General features: G+C 45.3%; 20 protein-coding genes. 14 read left to right on the top strand and 6 right to left on the bottom strand.

Translation table 11 applies throughout. From position 1 onward, the window contains the following. Positions 1 to 23: 23 nt before the first annotated feature. From menB to menC, 6 genes are read left to right on the top strand one after another with little or no spacing between them, the layout of a single operon-like run. Positions 24 to 839, top strand: a complete 816-nt coding sequence (gene menB / locus IGI78_RS12365; protein ID WP_010749830.1) for a 1,4-dihydroxy-2-naphthoyl-CoA synthase — start codon at positions 24 to 26, stop codon at positions 837 to 839. Beyond that, positions 839 to 2,338, top strand: a complete 1,500-nt coding sequence (gene menE / locus IGI78_RS12360) for an o-succinylbenzoate--CoA ligase (protein WP_195266590.1) — start codon at positions 839 to 841, stop codon at positions 2,336 to 2,338. Before menB ends, menE begins: the two co-directional genes overlap by 1 nt. Continuing rightward, the gene (locus IGI78_RS12355; RefSeq protein WP_096741570.1) at positions 2,316 to 3,680 is read left to right on the top strand and encodes an isochorismate synthase; all 1,365 of its coding nucleotides are present in this window, start codon (positions 2,316 to 2,318) and stop codon (positions 3,678 to 3,680) included. Before menE ends, IGI78_RS12355 begins: the two co-directional genes overlap by 23 nt. Then, the gene (menD, locus tag IGI78_RS12350) at positions 3,673 to 5,385 is read left to right on the top strand and encodes a 2-succinyl-5-enolpyruvyl-6-hydroxy-3-cyclohexene-1-carboxylic-acid synthase (protein ID WP_195266592.1); all 1,713 of its coding nucleotides are present in this window, start codon (positions 3,673 to 3,675) and stop codon (positions 5,383 to 5,385) included. Before IGI78_RS12355 ends, menD begins: the two co-directional genes overlap by 8 nt. Continuing rightward, positions 5,382 to 6,221, top strand: coding sequence for a 2-succinyl-6-hydroxy-2,4-cyclohexadiene-1-carboxylate synthase (gene menH / locus IGI78_RS12345; protein ID WP_195266593.1), 840 nt, complete (start codon positions 5,382 to 5,384; stop codon positions 6,219 to 6,221). The genes menD and menH overlap by 4 nt, the downstream gene beginning before the upstream one ends. Positions 6,222 to 6,236: 15 nt before the next feature. Next, positions 6,237 to 7,364, top strand: a complete 1,128-nt coding sequence (gene menC, locus IGI78_RS12340) for an o-succinylbenzoate synthase (protein ID WP_195266595.1) — start codon at positions 6,237 to 6,239, stop codon at positions 7,362 to 7,364. 73 nt (positions 7,365 to 7,437) lie between these two features. Here the strand turns inward: menC and IGI78_RS12335 are convergent, their stop codons facing one another. Together IGI78_RS12335 and IGI78_RS12330 are read right to left on the bottom strand one after the other, a co-directional pair. Further along, positions 7,438 to 8,976: an AMP-binding protein gene (locus IGI78_RS12335; protein ID WP_195266597.1), complete on the bottom strand. Its 1,539-nt coding sequence runs from the start codon at positions 8,974 to 8,976 to the stop codon at positions 7,438 to 7,440. A 194-nt stretch (positions 8,977 to 9,170) separates the two neighbouring features. Then, positions 9,171 to 9,794: a DapH/DapD/GlmU-related protein gene (locus IGI78_RS12330; RefSeq protein WP_142425568.1), complete on the bottom strand. Its 624-nt coding sequence runs from the start codon at positions 9,792 to 9,794 to the stop codon at positions 9,171 to 9,173. A 94-nt stretch (positions 9,795 to 9,888) separates the two neighbouring features. Between IGI78_RS12330 and IGI78_RS12325 the strand changes: the two genes are divergently transcribed. The 4 genes from IGI78_RS12325 (at position 9,889) to IGI78_RS12310 (ending at position 14,857) form a co-directional block, all read left to right on the top strand. Next, positions 9,889 to 11,082, top strand: a complete 1,194-nt coding sequence (locus tag IGI78_RS12325) for an NAD(P)-dependent oxidoreductase (protein ID WP_142425569.1) — start codon at positions 9,889 to 9,891, stop codon at positions 11,080 to 11,082. 54 nt (positions 11,083 to 11,136) lie between these two features. Beyond that, complete coding sequence (locus tag IGI78_RS12320) at positions 11,137 to 11,790, top strand: GntR family transcriptional regulator (RefSeq protein ID WP_005234303.1); 654 nt, start codon at positions 11,137 to 11,139, stop codon at positions 11,788 to 11,790. Between the two features lie 135 nt (positions 11,791 to 11,925). After that, positions 11,926 to 13,140 carry a quaternary amine ABC transporter ATP-binding protein gene (locus IGI78_RS12315; RefSeq protein WP_005228609.1) on the top strand — a complete coding sequence of 405 codons (1,215 nt, stop codon included), beginning with the start codon at positions 11,926 to 11,928 and terminating at the stop codon, positions 13,138 to 13,140. Continuing rightward, entirely contained in the window at positions 13,133 to 14,857 is a 1,725-nt protein-coding gene (locus IGI78_RS12310) for an ABC transporter permease/substrate binding protein (protein WP_005228611.1), read from the top strand. Before IGI78_RS12315 ends, IGI78_RS12310 begins: the two co-directional genes overlap by 8 nt. A gap of 117 nt (positions 14,858 to 14,974) precedes the next feature. Here the strand turns inward: IGI78_RS12310 and IGI78_RS12305 are convergent, their stop codons facing one another. From IGI78_RS12305 to IGI78_RS12295, 3 genes are read right to left on the bottom strand one after another with little or no spacing between them, the layout of a single operon-like run. Beyond that, positions 14,975 to 15,811, bottom strand: coding sequence for a histidinol-phosphatase HisJ family protein (locus IGI78_RS12305; RefSeq protein WP_194195081.1), 837 nt, complete (start codon positions 15,809 to 15,811; stop codon positions 14,975 to 14,977). Between the two features lie 19 nt (positions 15,812 to 15,830). Continuing rightward, positions 15,831 to 16,472, bottom strand: a complete 642-nt coding sequence (locus IGI78_RS12300; RefSeq protein WP_195266601.1) for a sugar O-acetyltransferase — start codon at positions 16,470 to 16,472, stop codon at positions 15,831 to 15,833. Positions 16,473 to 16,485: 13 nt separating this feature from the next. After that, the gene (locus tag IGI78_RS12295; protein ID WP_016619764.1) at positions 16,486 to 16,878 is read right to left on the bottom strand and encodes a VOC family protein; all 393 of its coding nucleotides are present in this window, start codon (positions 16,876 to 16,878) and stop codon (positions 16,486 to 16,488) included. 170 nt (positions 16,879 to 17,048) lie between these two features. Between IGI78_RS12295 and IGI78_RS12290 the strand changes: the two genes are divergently transcribed. Further along, a complete protein-coding gene (locus IGI78_RS12290) occupies positions 17,049 to 18,029 on the top strand; it encodes an ROK family protein (protein WP_288362768.1) in 981 nt (326 codons plus the stop codon). Positions 18,030 to 18,117: 88 nt separating this feature from the next. On the opposite strand, the gene rnhC is transcribed toward IGI78_RS12290, so the two are convergent. Then, on the bottom strand, positions 18,118 to 19,044 hold the full coding sequence (gene rnhC / locus IGI78_RS12285; protein ID WP_195266602.1) for a ribonuclease HIII: 927 nt from the start codon (positions 19,042 to 19,044) through the stop codon (positions 18,118 to 18,120). Between the two features lie 216 nt (positions 19,045 to 19,260). Between rnhC and zapA the strand changes: the two genes are divergently transcribed. The 3 genes from zapA to IGI78_RS12270 all read left to right on the top strand — a co-directional run bounded on the left by zapA (position 19,261) and on the right by IGI78_RS12270 (position 22,721). Then, positions 19,261 to 19,701 carry a cell division protein ZapA gene (gene zapA, locus IGI78_RS12280; protein ID WP_005228634.1) on the top strand — a complete coding sequence of 147 codons (441 nt, stop codon included), beginning with the start codon at positions 19,261 to 19,263 and terminating at the stop codon, positions 19,699 to 19,701. Between the two features lie 23 nt (positions 19,702 to 19,724). After that, complete coding sequence (locus tag IGI78_RS12275; protein WP_005234314.1) at positions 19,725 to 20,279, top strand: CvpA family protein; 555 nt, start codon at positions 19,725 to 19,727, stop codon at positions 20,277 to 20,279. A 78-nt stretch (positions 20,280 to 20,357) separates the two neighbouring features. Further along, complete coding sequence (locus tag IGI78_RS12270) at positions 20,358 to 22,721, top strand: endonuclease MutS2 (RefSeq protein WP_194195078.1); 2,364 nt, start codon at positions 20,358 to 20,360, stop codon at positions 22,719 to 22,721. The last annotated feature ends 5 nt before the right edge of the window (positions 22,722 to 22,726 follow it).

Raw genomic sequence — 22,726 nt, 5'->3', positions numbered from 1 at the left:
TGTGAATTGAGGAGGAACAAGTAATGAGAGAATGGAAAACCTTAAAAGAGTACGATGAAATTTTATTTGAACAACATGGAAAAGTGGCGAAAATCACGATCAACCGCCCAGAAGTCCACAATGCGTTTACACCAAAAACGGTGTTTGAAATGATTGATGCGTTTTCAATCAGTCGCGATGAACCAGGCATCGGCGTGATTATTTTGACAGGCGCCGGCGACAAAGCCTTTTGTTCAGGCGGAGACCAAAAAGTCCGTGGTCACGGTGGCTATGTTGGGGAAGATCAGGTTCCTCGCTTAAACGTATTGGATCTGCAACGCTTGATCCGCACGTTGCCAAAACCGGTGATCGCCATGGTCAAAGGCTGGTCGATCGGCGGCGGAAATGTTTTACAATTGGTTTGTGATTTAACGATTGCCGCTGACAATGCTAAATTTGGTCAAACAGGACCAAATGTCGGCAGTTTTGATGGTGGCTATGGTTCGGGCTATCTTGCACGGACGATCGGACATAAAAAAGCCAAGGAAGTTTGGTTCATGACAAAACAATATACTGCTGAAGAAGCATTGGCGATGAACTGGATCAATACAGTCGTTCCTCTTGATCGAGTAGAAGATGAAACGATGGAATGGGCAGAAACGATGCTGCAAAAGAGCCCGTTGGCGTTACGCATGATCAAAGCATCTATGAACGCCGATACGGACGGATTAGCTGGCATTCAGCAATTAGCCGGCGATGCAACCTTATTGTATTACACGATGGATGAAGCCAAAGAAGGTCGTGACGCGTTTAAAGAAAAACGTCAACCAAACTTCGACCAATTCCCTAAATTCCCATAATGACTGGGAGTTGGCTGCAAAGGCAAGCACAACTTCATCCAGAACGACCAGCTTTTTATTGGCATGAAAAAAGCTGGTCGTTTGCTGCCTTGCAAAAAGAGGTTTATGCTTACGCTGCTTATTATCAAGCCCAGTTCGTTGATCAGCCAAACCGGGTAGCCCTTTTTAGCAATAACTCCCCTGAAATGGTTTTTACGATCCTTGCGTTGTGGGAGTTGGGGATCGAAGTCCAGCTGTTGAATACGCGATTGACAGCCGCTGAAATCACCTTCCAATTGCAAGATGCCCACTGCGACTGGCTGATCACGGCAGATCAAGCTGCAGTCCCAGGTGTTCGCAGCATGACCTTTGGACAAGTGATGGAGCAGGCGAAGGCTCTTGCCAGTTCTTTTGATCCTTCGTTTGTTCCTAATAAAGCAATCTATCAAGCAGAACAGGTAGCTTCGATTATGTATACATCCGGTACGACTGGCAATCCAAAGGGTGTGCCGCAAACCTTTGGGAATCATCTAGCAAGTGCCGAAGCGACTCAAAAGAACTTAACGATCACTAGTGAGGATTGTTGGCTTTGTGCAGTTCCGCTGTACCATATCAGTGGATTATCAATTCTCTTGCGTTCACTGCGACTTGGAATGAGTGTTCGTTTGTATGAGCGCTTTGATACTGTAGAAATGGCAAAAGATCTTGAAGCAGGAAAAGGGACGATCGTTTCTTTGGTGGCAAAAATGTTGATGGACTTGCTGCCATTGGTGCCCCAACATGGCTTTGATTCGTTGCGTTATGTACTGCTAGGCGGCGGGCCCATTGCCAAAAGTATATTGGAAAAATGCCAGCAAAAACAGCTTTCTGTGATCCAATCCTATGGGATGACAGAAACTTGTTCACAAGTGGTGGCATTGCCACCAGAAAAAGCTTCAGAAAAAATCGGCTCCTCAGGGGTTCCCCTGCAAAGTGTCCATTTACGAATTGCGGCTGATGCGAAAATGGCAGATCATCAGACTGCTGCAAGTACCCAGCCGATCGGAGAGATCCAACTGCAAGGACCTGCGATCACGACTCGTTACTTGAACGATCGCAGTCCACAGCAGTGGGACCAAGAGGGCTGGTTTGCCACAGGAGATCTAGGTTATCTTGATCAAGAGGGCTTTTTGTATGTAGTCAGTCGTGCAAGCGAACTGATCATATCTGGTGGAGAAAATATCTATCCCGCAGAAGTGGAGCAAGCCTTGTTGCAGCATCCAGCGGTCAAAGAGGCAGCTGTGGTAGGGGAACCAGACGAGGAGTGGGGACAATCTGTCGCGGCTTATTTAACGTTAAATGAGTCCGTCCGACTTCAAGCGTTGTTGGATACATTAGAAGGGCAGATCGCCCATTATAAATTTCCGCGCCGTTTTTATCACGTGCGAGAAATGCCGCGCACAGCAAGCGGCAAACTTTTAAAACGGCTATTGCTGAGTGAAGAAAGAGTGAACTACATTGAACAGCAAATCAACAAGTAATTATGAAGCAGCGATCGCTGCCGGGAAAACCTATTTGAGTGAGTATCAGCCTTTAGAAAGGTGTGACTTACTGGCTCTTTATGCAGCGGCACAAGAATATCAAGGGGAACGCTATTTCTGGCGTACTCCTGATGAAACGACTAGTATGGTAGGGTTGGGTTGGTTAGTCACTTTTTCGCAACCCAAACTTGCAGACTTTTCAGAAGTCCGCTCTCTCTTAAAGCAAGCCCATTATCAACCAGAGGCACCTTTTCAGGCGCAGCTGGTTGGGGGCTTTGCTTTTGATGAACAGGCAGAAGTCAGTCAGGATTGGGCTGAGCTAGGTGCCGGTCTCTTTGCGTTGCCAGAAATACTGGTCCGCAAAACTGGCGATCAGTGTGGCGTCGTTTATACAGTAGCCGCTTCTTCCGAGGAACAACGACAACAAAAAGTCGCTGCCTTACAGGAAAAAGTCGCAAGCTGGTTGAATGCCAACCCGGACAAGAGTCTTGTAGCAGAAACGCCTGCTTTTCAGGCACAAGAGGAACTAGAGGTGCCCCAATGGCTGCAAACGGTCGAAGAGACAGTGGCAGCCATTCGCTCGAACGAAACACCGTTGAAAAAAGTGGTTCTGGCTAGGAGAATGAAGATAGAAACGAAGCAGTCGATCATTAGTGCTGGGGTGTTGCAACGGTTGGCGCAACAGCAGCCGAATACCTATCTTTTTGCCATCGAACATGGGGGCCATGTTTTTGCTGGTGCGACGCCAGAACGCTTGCTAAAAGCGACTGTCGATCAATTTGAAACGGTAAGTATCGCAGGTTCCGCACCAAGAGGCCAAACAAAAGAAGAAGATGAGGCACTGGCACAAGCCCTCTTAGCGGACGCAAAAAATACCCATGAACATCAAGTAGTTGTCGATCGCTTAGAAACGGCATTGGCCACTTTATTAGCTGACGGCTTTCAATCAGAAGCCCGCTCCGTCATCAAGAATCGTGACATTCAGCATTTGTTTGTTCCTTTAGCAGGGCAAAGAAAAGCAGGAGTCAATTTTCTGAGCGCCGTGCAAAAACTACACCCGACCCCAGCATTGGGGGGAGAACCGAAAGAAGCAGCCGTCTCATGGATTCGTACTCATGAACCAGCCAGCAGAGGGATGTACGGTGGACCGATCGGTTGGTTGGGTATTCAAGAAGATATTGGCGAGTTTGCTGTGGCGATCCGCTCAGGATTCTTTAGCGGCAATCAAGCAACGCTGTATGCAGGCTGTGGGATCGTTGCCGATTCAGATGCGGAATCCGAACGTCAAGAAACACGGTTAAAATTTCAACCGATGAGGAGAGGGATCTTAGGAGATGAATAATCAGACAGTCATGACAGACTATTTATTAGCGGCAATCCAGGGACTAAAAGCAGCGGGTGCGAAGCGAGCGGTTATTAGTCCCGGTTCACGATCAACGCCATTGGCGCTACTATTGCATCGTGATCCTGAGATCACCTGTACGGTGGCTGTCGATGAACGTTCGGCTGCTTTTTTTGCTTTAGGGATGTCCAAAGTTGATCTCCAGCCAACAATCTTACTGTGTACTTCTGGAACTGCAGCAGCCAATTATTATCCAGCAATATGTGAAGCAGAGGCCACCAACTTGCCATTGATCGTCTTAACGGCTGATCGACCGCCAGAACTGCGGGGCGTTGGGGCGCCACAAGCAATGGATCAACAGAATTTGTATGCCTCTCATGTCAAAAAGATGGTAGAGATGACGGTGCCAGAAAACGATCCAGCTTTGTTGCGTTATAGTTTTTGGCAAGCTGCAACTTGCACGATCGAAGCGCAAAAGCAGCCGAGAGGCCCTGTCCAAATCAACTTTCCATTACGGGAGCCGCTGTTGCCTGACTTTAGTCGCCAATGCAGTATTCAGCAAGACGTGAACTATCTGGCACCACAACAAGAGCTGTCAGCAGAAATGATCACCCAGCTAGCCCCTTACTTTGGTAAAAAAGGTATTCTGATTGCTGGAGAAAGCCTTACGATCGAAGAAGCGCAGCAGTTGCTGACTTTTTCAGAGAAATTAGGCTGGCCGATTGTCGGCGATCCATTGACCAATTTGGCGACAGCCGGTACCAAAGTAGGAACATTTATCAGCCAAGCCGATCTTGTTTTCCCGCAATTGACTTCTGCCTTCCAACCAGAAGTGGTCGTGCGTTTTGGTCGCTTACCAGTCACTAAAAATGTCCTATTATGGTTGAACAAAGCAGCGGATACGACGACGTGGCTCTTTGTTGATCCATCAGGGCAGTGGCAAGATCAGCTGCATCGGGCAAACTATTTGATCGAAGCAGCGATCAGCGCCTTCGTGGCGGCCATCACCCAGTTGCCGATCGTCAAACATACGGCGTGGCAACAACAATGGCAAGCACTTCAAGCGCGGGCAGATCAGGTGATTGCTGCAAGTCCCCAGTTGCAACATTGGGATGAGAGCAGCGCTGTGCGCATGCTCCAACAATGTTTGCCTGAAGAAGCGCAAATTCTTTTGGCAAACAGCAATGCGATCCGTTTTTTTGATCGCTACGGCAGCAAAACTACCTCCACTTATCGCGTGTATGGAAACCGAGGCGTCAATGGGATCGACGGCCTTGTCTCGACCGTGGCTGGTATTGCTTCCGCCAGTCAAAAGCCTACCTACTTGTTGATTGGTGATTTAGCGTTGTACCATGATATGAACGGCCTACAACTACTGCGCCAGTATCAATTGCCAGTAACGATCATTTTACTGAATAATAACGGTGGTGGGATCTTTTCCTTTCTGTCACAAAACACCTTAGAACCAAACGACTTTGTCCCGCTCTTTGGTACTCCGTTAGATCTTGAGTTTCAAAAAGTGGCGGCCTTATATGAGGCAGATTGGCACACACCGACCTCTTTGCTAGAGTTTCAAACGATTTTAGCGGAAACAAGTCAACAGCCGCGCTTTCAAATAATCGAAGTGAAGGGTGAGCAAAAAGATCCGGTCAACACTTGGCAAGCACTGCAACAGCAGTTTAGCGAGGCGGGAGCACAGCAATGAGGGACACGATAAATGGCGTCAGTTATTTTTATCAGTGGTTGCAACCGTACCGACCAGCCTTACCAACCCTTGTGGCATTGCATGGCTTCACGGGTTCTTCGGAAAGTTTTCGACCGGTTTTTGCAGAGGAAGGTTCTTATAATGTATTGGCAGTCGACTTGATTGGACATGGACGGTCATCGATTTATGTCCATCCCATGCGTTATGAACTTCCTTTACTGGTAGAGGATCTTGCACAGCTTTTAGCGAAGCTAGGGATTGAACGTTATGGCCTTTATGGCTACTCGATGGGGGCACGAATCGCACTTTTTTGGGCGGTCATGGAACCAGCTGCAGTGACCCATCTATTGCTTGAGAGTGGTTCCCCCGGGTTAGCTGATCCAGCGGAACGACTCGCTCGTCAGCGACACGATCGTCGGTTAGCGTTGCGCTTACTAAGGGAGCCTCTGGTCGATTTTGTCGATTACTGGCAAGAACTGCCGTTGTTTGCTAGTCAAAAGGAGCTACCCTTAGTGCAGCAGGCTGTTGTACGGCAAGGTCGCTTGCAGCAAAATAAATTTGGCTTGGCAGTAAGCTTGGTTTACGGTGGTACTGGCAAACAGCCAAGCTGTTGGTCGGCACTTCCGCAGCTAGCTTGTAAAATTCTTTATTTAGCGGGGGAAAAAGATTTAAAGTTTCGTAAAATCGCCCACCAAATGAAGCAGCTGCAACCAGAGATGACCATCAAAGTCGTTGCTAATGCTGGACATTGTATCCATTTAGAACAGCCGACACAGGTTCGTCATGAAATCGATCAATGGTTTGTAAAAGGATCGGGGCCACAGTCAGCTGATTGACAAGGAGAGAACGCAATGAAGATTGAGAAAATTGAACGCATCGCCTGTCGCTTGCCCCTCAAACAACCCTTTGTGACAAGTTACGGACAATTAACAGAAAAAGCCTTTGATCTTTATTTGGTGACGGCAGAGGAGGGAACGGTTGGCATTGGTGAATTGGTCGCTTTTGAGCAGCCAGATTACATTGAAGAAACCCTCTTTTCTGCTCGACAAGTGATTGAAACAGCACTGATCCCATTATTGATTGACCAAGAGATCGAGCATCCGCAAGAAGTTTGGCAGCTGTTTCAAACGGTCCAAGGAAACTACATGGCAAAATCGGCTTTGGAAACAGCAATTTGGGATCTATATGGCAAGCAAACGCATCAAAGTGTGAAAGAGCTGTATACCGCGACCCGACCGAGTGTCGCGGTTGGCGTTAGTATCGGCATACAAGACTCTGTCGAAAAACTAATGGCTCTTGTTGCCGCTTATGTCGCCCAAGGGTATCAACGAATCAAGTTAAAAATCAAGCCGGGGCAAGATGTGGCACCCTTGCGAGCGATTCGACAAGCCTTTCCAGAATTGCTTTTGATGGCAGATGCGAACGGGGCCTATCAAAGTGAGCCTGAACGCATTTTGGCACTTGATGACTTAGGCTTGGTGATGATCGAGCAACCCCTTATGGTACGAGATCTGGTGGGGCACAGTCAGCTACAGCGACAGATGAAGACGCCTCTATGTTTGGATGAAGATATTCGAACGGCAGAAGACGTCGATACAGTCGCAGCACTGGACAGCTGCCGTGCGATCAACCTGAAAATCCCTCGTGTCGGTGGGATCACCGAAGCTTTGCGGATCCTTGATCGATGTCAAACCCATGGACTGCTTGTTTGGTTAGGCGGCATGTTTGAGTCTGGTGTGGGACGAGCCATGAATTTGCAATTTGCGAGTCAAGATATTTTCCATTTTCCCGGGGACCTTTCCGCTTCTGACCGTTACTTTTATGATGATGTCATTACACAGCCTGCAACTTTGCATGAAGGCAAGCTGCTGGTACCTGATGGAAAGGGCTTTGGTATCACATTAGCTGAAACAAAGCTAAGTCAATATGGGCAATCTAAAGAACGTATCTACTCAAGAAAACGGTCAGCGAAAGAATAACCGCAGCGAAAGAAAACACAGCGAAAACAAAAGAAACGGCGAGCAGAGAAATCTGCTGGCCGTTTCTTTTGTTTTAGTCTGCGTTTTTGAATTCTTTTTCAATTTGTAGTCGTTGAACTTTCATGGTTGCTGTTCGTGGGATATCTTCGTAGTCGCGTAAAATTGGTTGATTGAGGTGAGGGAGATCTTCCACCATTTTCCACCAAGCATCCCAATCCATTTCACGATTTGGCGCTAAAGCAATGATTGGTTGTGGTGAGTTTTCTTTGTCGCGAACAATCACAACTTCGGCAAGGAAGTCTAAATGATCCAGCAAAAGGTCTTCCAAGGCAAGATTGCTTTCAATATTTTTGATCAAGTCCACTTGTCGGTCTTTTAAGTAAAGATGGCCCTGATCATCCATCATGCCGTAGTCACCACTGTCCCACCAAGCGCCATAGACATTGTCAGCAAAACGCTGATCTTCTTTATAATAGGTCAACGCGCGTCCTTTTGAGAGGAAATGGATGTGCCCATCGGTATTGGCTGGTAGCTCGTTGCCCTCTGCATCGGCGATCCGTGCTCTCGTTAAGTCCTCGAGACCCACACCCATATCACGGGCATCGTTGGTAGCGATGCTTTCTAAGGTATGTGCTTTTAGGATCATTGGCCCGCATTCACTTTGACCATAGACTTGCAAAAAGATTGCTTCTTTTGTTGCTGAAGTATTTAAAAAAGTGGCCATTGTTTGGTTGTTGATGGCATCAAAAGTTGAATGGTAATAGCGAATATTGGCGAAAGCATCTGGTTGTTCTTTTGCCACAAAGCTCCATTGGACAAAATTGTTTGGATGAGTTTCCAAAGCGATTGGTGGGTATTCTTTTAGCATGCTTACGACATGAGCGCCGTTGGCATTGGCTAATGGCATCATCGGAAAGCCCATCGCCATCAAGGATGAGATGCCAATATTGAAGCGGGAGTGCACCGGTGAGATATGGAACGCAATTAAATCAGAGTCTGCTTTGGTGCGATCAATCTTGGTGAAGATCGTTTTTTGCCATTTTGTCCGCCAGCCCATGGAGTTTGCCGAATGACAAATCAATTTTGGAATACCCGTTGTTCCAGAAGTGTGGGTCATATAAGAAATTTGATCCACCGGTAACTCAGTTTGGGCCACTGGTTCCGCTGGTTGTTGCAGCAGATGACGAACAGCAATCTGTTTGTCAGTACTGCTATTTTTCACTTGTGCGACGCGGCCTTCGGTTTCTTCATCAAATAAGATGAATGGATCTTCTAAGCGATCCACAAACACTTCGATGGTTTCAGCAGGAAAATGATAGGAGATCATGGCAGGAACGGCACCAAGGTAAGAAGCAGCCGTTGCTAATAAATAGGTATCGAATTTTGAAGATTTGTAAAGAATGATTTTATCGCCGGCTTGCACGCCTAGTGCAGCAAGTTGGTACGCACGTTTTAAAATCATTTCATGGCTCGAACCGTAGGTACTACGATAGCCAAGTTCAGGAAATGCTGGCAGCACTTCATCGTGGATGATGGTTGTGTCAGGAAATGCCTCGGCAGCTTCGCGGTAATTGGTGTAAAGATTTAATGGACGATAGTCTAAAATGGTCAAATAGAACACTCCTTTAAAAGTTCGTGAAAAACTTCATTTGATTTCTCCATTTTAGCACAGGAATTTCTCGATACAATAGATTTTCAGTGTTTTTTATTTATTTCTAAAAAATCCTTCCCTCAAAGACTTTCGAAGAATGAATGACTGTGATGTGTTATCATTCATTCCTCGTACTAAGCGGAAAAAGCGCATAATCAACGGGTGTATTTTACTACAAAATCTTCGATTGGGAGCCGGAAATCCGGATAGCGTGCTTCTAATTCTGCACGACTCCAATTCCACCAAGCGATTTCTTTTAAAGCAGTGATCGTTTCTGGATCAAAGCGGTATTTGATCACTTTTGCTGGAACCCCGCCGACGATCGCATAAGGCGGCACATCTTTGGTTACGACTGCGTTTGAGGCGATCACGGCACCATCACCGACGGTCAAACCAGATTGGATCACGGCACCGTGGCCGATCCAGACATCATTGCCAATGACGGTCGTTTTTGCTTTGCGTTTTTCTAAGAAGGACTCGTCCTTTGGCGCAAATCCATAGCCTTCGCCATTATAGGCAAAAAGATGCTGACTAGGGCGTTCATAGGGATGATTGGTGGGGCCGATGCGGACCATCGCTGCGATACTGATAAAACGTCCTAATTGACTGTTCTGAATAAAGCAATATTGCCCCGTATAGGTATAATTGCCGATGGAAGAATGATCAATGTGATTGGCTTCGCCAATTTCGACATAGTCTCCTAAAGTTGTGTCTTGAAGCTGCGAGTCTTTGCCGACGATCGGCTGTTTATCTGGAAAATTTGTGATCGATAGGTGCATAGTAATCATCCTCTCTTGCGTATTGCTATCATTTTACCGCACTTTTTTGTACTATTTGACTAATACGCACTAAAGACAAAAGGAGGTCTGCGTTATGGAGACGATTTATCAGTTAGATAAGATGACCGAAACGATAGGTAAGCGAGCAATCAAAAAAGGATACACGTTAAAAAATCAAGCGGCCCCAGAGGCGCTGTTTGTACGCAGTTCAACGGTTCCTAACGAATTGATCACACCAGAATTAGCTGTGATCGCTCGCTCAGGAACAGGCACCAATACGATCGATTTGGCACGGTGTACTCAAAATGGCACAGTAGTCTTCAATAGTCCCGGTGTCAATGCCAATGCAGTCAAAGAATTGGTGCTCTCCAATTTGTTTCTCAGCGTTCGCCCCTTATTCAAAGCCATCCAGACGGTAGCCGATTTGCAAGAAGAGCTAACGTCAGGTCAAATTGAAGCAGAAGATGTGTTGAAGGTAGCTGAAGAACGGCGAAAAGAAGTGATCGGCGAAGAATTAGCTGGAAAAACCATCGGTATTTTAGGCTTAGGAGAGATCGGTGAACGGGTGGCAAAAGCCTGTCACCAGTTAGGAATGGAAGTCCTCGGCTATGCCCGTACGAAAAAAGCGGCCCACGATTACGAACAAGTCAGTGACTTGCACGTACTGTTGGCCGAATCAGATTTTGTGGTGGTTTTGCTTCCTTTGAGTCAAGAGACCCACGGCTTGCTGAATCGACGAACGATTCAGCAGATGAAAAAAAATGCAGTGCTGATGAATTTTGGTCGTGGGGAGATCGTGGAAGAAACAGCCGTCTTAGAAGCATTAGCCAAAAATCAGCTCAAACAATACATCACTGATTTTCCTAGTGCGGGCTTGATCGGCCAACCGAAAGTATTGTGCTATCCGCATATTGGCGGTAGTACTACCAATGCCTTGGAAAAAGGGGATCACGTAGTTTTTGATCGCATGCATGCCTATTTGCGCGCTGGGACGATTCAAGAATCGGTCAACTTTCCTCATGCAGAGTTGCCTTTTTTGGCACCGTATCGCTTGGCGCTGTTTTATCACGACAAGCCTGGTGCTTTTGCCCCATTATTGCGGATCATTTCTGAAGCAGGTGTAGATATCGATAATTTGACAAGTGAAAGAAAAGCCGGAGTCGCCTATACCTTGATCGATCTTGATGAGACAAATGAAACGCTGCTGCAAGATCTGCAAAAACAGATGCAGCAGGCAGGGGCAATCATTCGTGTACGTTTGATCAAAAATCCGCGAATCAGTGAATAGTTGCCACCAACAATGTTTCTTGTTATGATGAAAAAAAAGTAAAGGAAGTTCATCATGACGAATAAGTTTCAAGATAAAAAGAAGGTCGCTTTGCCTCGTTATCAGCAGATTGCCGTGGCGATCGCGGAACGAATCGTTGAAAATCGCTACCAAGTTGGGCAAAAGATCCATGCACGCTCAACGTTAGCCAGCAATTTCAATGTCTCTCCTGAAACAGCCCGCAAAGCGATCAATGTATTAGTTGATTTAGAAATCATGGACGTCCGTCATGGCAGCGGCGCCTATATTGCTTCAAAGGAAAAAGCACAGGCCTTTGTGGAACAATACCAAGATGTGCAGTCGATCCAAGAAATTAGACAAGATATTTTAGACAGTGTGGAGCGGCAGCAGCAAGAGCTGGATAATTTTTCTGACTTGTTGAACACGTTAGTGCAGCAGACCAAAAAGGTACACCACATGAGTCCGTTTGTGCCCTTTGAACTTCAGTTGACGGAACAAGCGCAGCATTTGGAAAAAAGTATCAATGAATTGAATATTTGGCAAGCCACAGGGGCGACGATCATTGCGATCCAAACAACCGAAGAATTGTTGTTGTCACCAGGACCTTATGCGAAATTTAGTGCAGGCAATACGATTTATTTTGTCGGAAATGAACTGGCGTTGCAGCGCATGACCAATTTCTTCTATCCAACGGACCATTCAGCGTAATTCTTTTTCTTGATTCCCATGCTTTTTTTGTAAAAGAAAAAGCATTGGGAATTTTTTTTTGACAAAGTGACCACATCTTGTTAAGATAGTATGGTCACTTTCGTGAAATTTTTCAGAAAAAGGAGTATTAATCATTTGAGCAAAGTTAAAGTGGAACATTTAACCAAAATCTTCGGTAAGAAAAAGCAGCAAGCTCTTGCCATGGTCAAAGAACAACGTAGCAAAAACGAGATTTTAGAAAAAACGGGTGCCACCGTCGGCGTCTATGATGTGAACTTCGAAGTCAACGAAGGCGAGATTTTCGTCATCATGGGCCTTTCTGGAAGCGGGAAGTCAACATTGATTCGACTATTGAATCGATTGATCGAGCCGTCTGGCGGAGATATTTACATAGATGGCGTGGATGTTGCCAAAATGAGTAAAGAGGAACTACGAGAAGTTCGCCGTCACAAAATCAACATGGTTTTCCAAAGCTTTGGCCTTTTCCCTCATCGGACAATTTTAGAGAACACAGAATACGGACTAGAAGTCCGTGGGGTCTCGAAAGAAGAACGAACAGCGAAAGCGGAAAAAGCGTTAGAAAACTCAGGATTGCTTTCTTTTAAAGACCAATACCCTGACCAGCTGTCTGGAGGGATGCAACAGCGTGTGGGACTTGCCCGTGCGTTAGCCAATGATCCAGAGATCCTCTTGATGGATGAGGCCTTTTCAGCATTAGATCCGCTGATTCGCCGTGAAATGCAAGATGAACTTTTAGAACTACAAGCCAATGTTCAAAAAACGATTATCTTTATCACCCATGATTTGAACGAGGCCTTGCGGATCGGTGACCGGATCGCTTTAATGAAAGATGGCCAGATCATGCAGATCGGTACAGGAGAAGATATTTTGACGAATCCTGCCAACCAATACGTGCGTGATTTCGTGGAAGATGTCGATCGTTCCAAAGTCTTGACTGCGCAAAACATCATGGTTCCAGCATTGACGACGAACATCGAGATCGATGGACCAAGCGTAGCATTGAACCGGATGCGGAAAGAAGAAGTCAGCATGTTGTTAGCCGTTGACAAACGTCGTCACCTAAAAGGAAGCTTGACAGCCGAGTCTGCTCGTGAGGCACGGAAAAACAATCTGACCTTGAAGGAAGTTATTGATAAAAATGTTAAAAAGATTGATAAAGATATGCTAGTAACGGATATCTTCAATTTGATCTATGATTCGCCTACACCTTTAGCTGTGGTAGAAAACGATCGTTTGATCGGAGTCGTGATCCGCGGAAGCGTGATTGAAGCGTTGGCTGAGACCGATTCAGCCGCTCAAGCAGAGGAAGGGGTAGTGACAAATGGATAATTTCTTACAACATACGATTCCGGTAGCTGATTGGGTCGAAAACTTTACTGATTGGCTAACAGGAACTTTCAGTGGATTGTTTTCAGCCTTACAGTCTTTCGGACAATTTATCATGGACGCTATTACAAATGTATTATTGTTTGTACCACCGTTGTTAATGATCGTCTTATTGACGGCTGCTGCCTTTTTCGTTTCACGCAAAAAATTCGGCTTGCCAGCTTTTACTTTTGTCGGGTTGCTGTTCATCTATAACCAAGGGTTATGGACAGACTTGATGAACACCGTCACGTTGGTCTTATTGTCGAGTTTGGTTTCGATCATCATTGGGATTCCACTAGGAATCTTAATGGCGAAAAGCGAAAAAGCGCAAAGTATCGTGACGCCGATCTTAGACTTTATGCAAACGATGCCTGGTTTCGTTTATTTGATTCCTGCGGTTGCTTTCTTTGGGATCGGGATGGTTCCTGGGGTCTTCGCCTCAGTGATCTTTGCTCTACCACCAACCGTTCGGATGACGAACTTAGGGATTCGCCAAATTTCTCGTGAATTGGTGGAAGCCTCTGATTCCTTCGGTGGGACTGGCTGGCAAAAACTGATCAAATTAGAATTGCCACTAGCCAAAAGCACTATTTTGGCTGGGGTCAACCAAACCACGATGCTGGCATTATCAATGGTCGTGATCGCGTCAATGATCGGTGCTCCTGGGTTAGGGCGCGGCGTCTTGTCCGCCTTGCAACGAGCACAAGTCGGTAACGGATTTGTCAGTGGGGTATCCTTAGTTATTTTGGCGATCATTATGGATCGCTTTACCCAGAATTTGAATCGTTCGGCACATCAAAAAGCAGCCAGCAAGACAAGTCGCAAACAAAAACGTCTTTTTGGCGGGATTGCTGCAGCGGCAGTCGTTGCTTTGATTGGAGCATCGTTTGCCTTTGGAAATGTTTCTGATAGCAAAGGCACGGTGAACTTGGCGTATGTCGAATGGGATACGGAAGTTGCATCTACCCATGTGGTGGCAGAAGTTTTGTCGCAAATGGGCTACGAAGTCAATACGACGCCATTGGATAATGCCATCATGTGGGAATCGGTGGCAAAAGGGGAAGTTGACGGGATGGTTGCTGCTTGGTTACCATCTACGCATCAATCCCAGTATGAACAGTACCAAGACCAAGTCGAGAACTTAGGTCCTAACTTAGAAGGGGCAAAACTGGGGATCGTTGTCCCAAGTTATATGGATGTAGATTCCATCGCCGACCTTTCTGACGAAGCTGGCAAAACCATCACTGGTATCGAACCAGGCGCTGGTGTCGTGAATGCAGCGGAAAATACGGTTGCGACGTATGACAACCTTTCAGATTGGAATGTCGCTACCTCTTCTTCAGGAGCGATGACAGTAGCATTAGGACAAGCCATCAAGAACCAAGATGAGATCGTTATTACTGGTTGGTCTCCACATTGGATGTTTGCGAAATATGATCTGAAATATCTGGATGATCCCGAAGGAACAATGGGTGAAGCAGAAAGCATCAATACTGTTGTACGCCAAGGATTAGCAGATGACATGCCAGAAGTTTACGAAGTACTTGATCGTTTCAACTGGACACAAGAAGATATGGAAGAAGTCATGTTAGCAATCAATGACGGAACGTCAGCCGAAGATGCAGCCAAAGATTGGGTAGCCAATCACCCAGAAGAAGTTGCTGCTTGGACGAACTAATGTCTAAAAAAGAACGACCGCAGATTAAAGCGGTCGTTCTTTTTTTGTTTAAAATACTTAGGTTCGTAACGAAAGACGAGGGGATGATTTTTGCAAAAGACGGAGCTTTTGTGCAAGTTAAGCAAAACGATGAAAAATCGGCTGCATCTGTTCAAACGTACAGAGTTCAGTAAATCCTAATGATCGTAAAAGATCTTGTCCCTCTTTGATTTGAAACCCGAGCTGCTCTGGTTTATGACTATCGCTGCCGATGGTTAGCACGCTTCCCCCCAAGTCACGATAAAGCTTGAGGATCTCGATCGATGGCGTATACCCATTGATTCCGTAACGGTGGGAAGAGGTATTCAGTTCAATGCCTTTGCCATCTTTGATCACGACTTTCAAGATCTCTGCGATTTGTTCTTTCGTTTGTTTAAAAGCGTCCTTCTCTTTATCTAAATAACGACGAATCAAATCCATATGGGCTAAGACGGAATACTCTTTATATGTCGTGACTAGTTGATACATTTCATCATAATAGCGCTCGTAGCATTCCTGTTGGCTGCGTCCTTTTTGAAATTCTCCGGTCCAAAATTCTTGATCGTCTACCTGATGAACGGAAAGTAAAATGAAATCAAAGGGATGCGAACGATAAAGACGGGTAAATTGTGGGATCGTGTGCATTTGCATCCCAAATTCCAGCCCAGTTTTTAGCTTGATTTGGTCACTGTATGTTTCCTTTAAGCGTGCCAGTTCGTTAAAATACAAGTCGTAGTAGACATTTTTTACGACTTTATTGGCTCCGACGAGGTATGTATCCGTCGCTTGCCAGTCTTCTTTGACCCCATAATCAACATGATCGGTAAAGCAGATTTCTGCTAAGCCTAGTTTAATGGCGTCTTTGACTACATCTTCCATCAAATACCAAGAATCATCGCTGTAATCACTATGAACGTGATAGTCTGTAAAAATCATGGCGTCTCCTTTTGTTTCGTTATTTTTGCTGCTTCTGCCAGTCTGCTCGTTTTTGATGATAGAGCTGGGCGGCAGTCTCCCAATGTTCTTTGTCAGCCGGCTGAATCTCACGGATCACACGGGCTGGATTGCCGCCGACGATCGTATTCGGCGGCACATCTTTTGTGACGACGGATCCAGCAGCGACGATGGCATGTTTGCCGATCGTGACACCTGGTAAAATCGTACTGTTGCCCCCGATCCAAACGTAATCTTCGACGGTGATCGGTAGACCAAATTCCAAATCTTGACTGCGGATCACAGAATCGATCGGATGGCCGGCGGTATAGAAGCTGACCCGTGGTCCCACCATCACATGATCACCAATCAGAATCTTATTGACATCTAAAAAAATGCACTCCATATTGGCATAAAAGTGATCACCAATCTCAACATGGCGACCATAATCAACAAAAAGGGGTGGCTGGACAAAGCAATGCTGCCCAAATTTGCCAAAGAGTACTTTTTCTTTGGCGATGATTCCTTCTCGGTCATCGACTGGTAAATGGTTGATTTCCTGGGCCCGTTTTTTTCCCTCCGCTGAACCATTCTCAGGGAGAATGCCAGCAGCTTGATACAATTGACCAGCCAACATCGCTTGATAATCAAAGTCTTCTTTCATTGCAAAATCCTTTCTAAGACGGTAAATCGTCGGTGGTTAATTCAATCAAATTGCCTTCGGGGTCTTGGACAACAGCTTCATAATAGCCATCGCCTGTTGTACGAGGACCATTTAAAAGAGGGTAGCCATCTTCAACAAACCGTTGAGCGTATCGATCGACGTCAGCTTGATCACCAACTGCTATCGCAAGGTGAGTGTAGCCTAAGCTTTCACTGACACGAGGGCTTAAAAATTTCTTGGTCGTTAATTCTAACCGACTTCCAGAATCAAAGGTCAAAAAATAGGACTGAAAGCCTGTTTTCGGATTATGGTATTTTGGGTTGCTGACCGCCTGAAAGTAGGTTTCATAAAATGTCCTCATTTTTTCCAAATCATTGACATATAGTGCGATGTGTTCAATTTTCATTATCGACAACTCCTTTAATAAGCAACATGCGTCGTTCTTTCTTCGTTCCTTTTTGAACTTAGTAAACTTTGTTTAATAAGTTACTTCTATTATACCTTTGTTAACAAAATTAATAAAGGTATATTCCCAGCTTTTTATCTGTTAAAATAGGAGCGTTGAGGGGGAGAAAAATGAAAGCTTATCAGCCAACGACCATTAAATTACATAATCAGGCAGTTTTGCTGAATTTGCTAAAACAGCAGCAAGCGCCTATGACCAAGCGCCAACTGGCAGATGCCTCTCAATTAAGCGTGGTAACGATCAACAAGTTGCTTCCTGAATTGATTGAAAAGCAACTACTTTTGACGACGGATCAACCGCAACGAACGGGGGGACGTCAAGCTGCGGCTTACCAGTACAATGCACAACGGACACTGTTGTTGATCATTCAGTTTATCGAAGAAGATCAGCAGATCGTGATTCGTTTTTCAGTTGTTGATCTCGTGGGGAACATTTTGCATCATGAGCAGTCAGCAGAGGGCCGATTGCCGCAGTTCTTGCAAGTGATTCGTCAGATAAAACAGGAATACCCGAAAATCGGCTTGGCAGTCGTGGGGATTCCGGGCGTGGAAATTGCTGGAAGACTGAAGATCATGGATGCTCCGGCATTTAAGGACATGGCGTTAGGAGAATTGATTGAAAAAGAGATCGCTGTAAAAGCGCTTATTGAGAATGACGTGAATGCTGCGGTATTTCATTTCAAAGAAGAGAAAAAAATCGTGGCTGGCATTTATTTTCCGAAAAATTATCCGCCAGGTGCGGGACTGGTCATCGACCAACAGCTCTTTAAAGGAGCCAACCATTTAAGTGGCGAAATCAAGCATTTTCCGCATCTTTACACGGCTTCTTACCCGTTGGCAACAGAGGCGATCCCAGAACAAGTGACTGCCACACTTCAAGCGATCGTGGCAGTGACGGACCCGCATCAAGTCATTTTGTTTTTACCCTCTGAGTGGCAGGCGCTCGTGTCGCGCTCCTTTTTGGAAAAGCAGCTGGCAGCAGTGTTTCAGTATGGCGTCTTGCCAAAATTACACTTTTCCGATCGGTTTTCAGAAAATTATTTAGCTGGGTTGATCACGATGGGAATCGAAGCAGCTGGCTTAGGGCTTTGATTCGCAGCATTCACCTGGTACATAGGACAAAAACTGCCACCGCTTCCTTTATCAGAAGCAGTGGCAGTTTTTTTGAAAATACGAGAACTCACAGCTTAGCGAGTTTCTGTGCTTTTTCGGTATTCGCAAAATGCAGTTTGGCATATTTGCTCAATAGTGCTATGCCACCTTGTTGTAGTAATTTTGCGGCAACTTGGTCAGCAGCTGTGTGGGCGCCAGAAGGCAAACGCATACCGACTTCTTTGGAGGCTGCCTCTAATTCATCCAAAAAGACTGTACGGCATAAAATAGAGGCTGCCGCTACTGCTAGATGATATTGTTCACCCTTCGTTGCAAAATAGAGCTTTTCGGTGACCGCTGCTTGTTCCGACTTTAAATAGGTGCGATAATTTTTTTCGCTTGTGAACTGATCGATCAAAATGGCATCTGGTGTCTCAGGAGCAATTTTTTGCAAAAGCAAACGAATGGCTTGATTATGCAAAGCAACTTTCATTCGGACCGTGTTGTATTTTGGTTGGATTTCGTTGTATTTGCTGGGCGTGACAGTGAGCAATTGGTAAGGAACCAATTCTTTGATTTTCGGCGCCATCTTACGGATCTCTGGATCTGTCAGCATTTTTGAGTCCTTGACACCTAAGGCTTTCAGCTGTGGTAATTGCTCTTTTTTGGCATAGACGGCACAGACCACCAAAGGACCGAAATAACTGCCGTTGCCGACCTCGTCACTGCCGACGACGCTTTTTTCGCTAAATCCTGCTGGCAACGCAGTGGTTGAAACAGGCGCTTTTTTCTTATCCGGTACAGCACTAGCCGTATCGCCCCATAAGGAAGCTTCTTTTTCAGCAGTCGCTCCTTGAAACATGACTTTTCCAGACGTATAAGCAGTGATCGTCGTTGCCCCTTTTTTGGCGACAAACACTGTATAAGGAACTTTCTTCGCCAGCAATTCTCGTTGATAAAATTGCTGCATTCTTTGGATAGTTGAAGTTGGTACTTTGATAACGATCGTACTCATTTGATTCCTCCTGATTTTTTGTCTTTTTTTAGGTAGACAAAAGGATACTTTAAGATTTTACCATACTTCTTATTCTTTTTTACTAAGACGATCAGCAAACAAACGATTGGCATGGAAATTCATAAGAAAATCACGTATAATAGTTAAGAGTTTGCGACACATGTTCAATAAGTGATAGAATAGAGCAGAATGTAAGCAATGGGAGGAAATATTCCTATGACGGAGCAAAAGAAACGCTATAAAGCAGTTATCGCGAATCAAAGTTACACGATTATTGGACGCGAAAGCAAAGAACACATGGATATGGTGACAAGATTGGTCAATGACCAACTGCTTGAGATCATGCAATTGTCGCCACAAACCGATCAAGAACAAGCGTCGATCTTATTAGCGATCAACGCTGTTTCCGACCAGCTGAAAAAACAAGAACAGCTGTTGGTCCTACAAAAAAAAGTGGACGAATTGCGGGGACAAGCCATTAAAGCAACGGAGCTTGAGAATCGTATCAAGCGGATCGAAGCGATCGAATCCGAAGCACGGAAAGTTCTCGATGAGACAGGTCGCAGTGATGTGGAGATCCATAATCATGTGGAAGCACAACAGATCTTAAATGAACAAAGGAAACGAAAAATTCAAGAAAAGACAGCCCATGGGTAGTGCGGCGTAGAAAGGATTCCTAAATGATTGGATTATTTGTCTTGGTTTTGTTGTTGGCAGCCTTTTATGGCGGCGCGCGGCGCGGAACCAGTTTACAATTGGTCTCAGTTTTGGGCTATTTGATCTCTTTTTTCTTTGCAGTTGCGAATTACCAAGAAATTGCGAAAAAAATTGAGCTCTATGTTCCTTATATGTCAGTAACGGCGGATTCAAAGTTAAAATACTACGATATGGAACTGGCTTTAGATTTAGACAAAGCCTATTATGCGGCCATCGCTTTTGTGATGGTACTCTTTGCTGGTTGGCTGATCACCAAACTATTAGTGATTTTTGCAGACAGTTTGCGTTACAAACGCCTACGTTTTTTAGGCGGCTATGACTGGGCAGTTGCGGGTGTTTTGAATGTCATCTTGATGTATATCAATTTGTATATGTTTTTCATGATTCTCTCAATGATCCCGTTTGCCACGATTCAAAATCTGTTTGAAACGAGCGGAACTGCGAATTTCATCGTTGATCGGTCACCGATTCTCTCAGATTACTTCTATCGATTGTGGATCACAGATGTGATTGGGTAAAAAGCAGGCAGATGGTTGCAGAGCCATTCTGCCTTTTTCTTAGGAACAAAAAGTTAAAACAAAGCAGGTGAGAAAAGAATGAATACTAAGATCCTTGATGTTTTAGGATTTGAACAAGTAAAGAGTCAAATCGGTCAGTATATCGTAACAGCCCAAGGAAAAGAAGCCTTAGCAAAGCTTGTGCCATCAAGTGATGCGCAAGTTATTTCCTCTTGGCTAGCAGAAACAGAAGACGCGATCAAGATCCAGCGTTTAAGAGGCGGAATCCCTGTACCAAAAATTGAGAATATTCGTCCCCAAATGAAACGGATCGAAATCGGCGCAGATTTAAACGGCGTTGAATTGGCACAAGTTGCCCGCGTCTTATCAACCACGCAGGAATTGAAACGCTTTTTTGCTGATTTGTCTGAAAGTGAGATTGAATTTTCCCGCTTGTATCACTGGGAAGAACAGTTGGTGTCTTTGCCAACCTTGAATCGTCGCTTGAAAGAAGCTATCGATGAGGATGGCCGAGTCACAGACGATGCCTCTCCAGCACTACGGGGAATTCGCCAATCGATCCGACGAGCAGAACGGACGATTCGCGAGACATTGGATGGCATCGTCCGAGGTGGCAATGCAAAGTATCTAAGTGATACGATCGTAACCATGCGAAATGAGCGTTATGTGATTCCAGTCAAACAAGAATACCGAGGTGTTTTTGGCGGCGTGGTTCACGACCAAAGTTCCTCTGGTCAAACCTTGTTTATCGAACCAAAACAAGTAGTGGAACAAAATAACCGTTTGCGTCAACATCAAATTGCGGAACGGGACGAAATCACTCGTATTTTAGCAGAATTATCAGCAGAGTTAGCCCCATATCAAAGAGAGATTCTCCATAATGCGTATGTGATCGGGATCATGGATTTCATGAATGCCAAGGCTCGCTTTGGGAAAGAGATGAAGGCGGTCGTACCAGCGATCAATCAAGATAACCATGTCTTTTTTAAACAAGCACGTCACCCATTGATCGATCAAGAAAAAGTCGTTCCTAACGATATTACGATTGGAAAAGACTATCAAGCTGTTGTCATTACTGGGCCGAATACCGGTGGGAAAACCATCACCTTAAAAACATTAGGGCTGTTGCAGATCATGGGCCAAGCCGGCTTACCAATTCTGGCAGAAGAAGAAAGCCAAATGGGGGTCTTCAATGAAATTTTTGCGGACATTGGTGATGAACAATCCATTGAGCAAAGCCTATCGACCTTTTCTTCACATATGACAACGATCGTTGATGTGTTGAAAAAAGTCGACGAAACAAGTCTGGTGCTTTTTGATGAACTAGGTGCTGGGACCGATCCTCAAGAAGGGGCGGCACTAGCGATTGCGATTTTGGACGAACTTGGGGCTAAGTCGGCTTATGTCATGGCGACGACCCATTATCCAGAATTGAAAGTTTATGGCTATAACCGATCCAATACGATCAACGCCTCTATGGAATTTGATGTTGATACCTTAAGTCCAACCTATCGCTTGTTGATCGGGGTTCCAGGACGAAGCAATGCGTTTGAGATTTCGAAAAGACTTGGCTTGCCAGATACCATCATTGACCAAGCCAAAGAGATCATGGATGGAGAAAGTCAAGATCTGAATGAAATGATCGCTGATTTGGAAAATCGACGCAAAATGACGGAAACGGAGTATCTGGAAGTTCGTCATCATGTAAAAGAAGCAGCCCGCTTGCACCAAGAGCTAGAAGCAGCCTATAGTTATTTCTTTGAAGAACGCGAAAAAGAATTGGCGAAAGCTCGGCAAAAAGCCAATCAGATCGTTGAAGAAGCCAAAGAGGAATCTGAAAAAATCATTGCTGATATTCGTAAAATGCAATTAGCCGGCGGTCAAACGAAGGTCAAAGAACACGAACTGATCGATGCGCGCACCAAGCTATCAGGACTGCAGCAAGAAGAACATCTGCAAAAAAACAAGGTTCTGCAAAAAGCCAAAGCAGCCAAGACGCTGAAAGAAGGAGACGAGGTACTCGTAACTTCTTATGGGCAGCGCGGGGTACTGTTGAAAAAAGCCGGTAAAAATCAGTGGCAAGTCCAAATCGGCATTCTGAAAATGAATTTGCCAGAAACAGATCTCCAACCAGCAGCGCCAGTGAAGGAGCCTACACAGCGTATCGTTAATACGATTCGTTCTGCTGACAGCAGTCCAGTGGTCAATCAGTTGGATTTACGCGGCAAGCGGTACGAAGAAGCCCTCAATGAAGTGGATCAGTATTTGGATGCAGCAATTTTGGCAGGTTATCCGCAGGTGACGATCGTTCACGGTAAAGGAACCGGCGCATTGCGTCAAGGGATCACTGACTACCTAAAAAACCATCGCTCGGTGAAAAGTTTTGAATTTGCCCCAGCAAATCAAGGAGGCAATGGAGCGACCATTGTGAAGTTTAACTAAACGTT

It is taken from the genome of Enterococcus sp. DIV1767 (assembly GCF_050542585.1).
Lineage (GTDB): Bacteria > Bacillota > Bacilli > Lactobacillales > Enterococcaceae > Enterococcus_D > Enterococcus_D innesii.
Note: the sequence above shows the minus strand (reverse complement) of the source record. Positions and strands in the feature narration are given on the sequence as shown.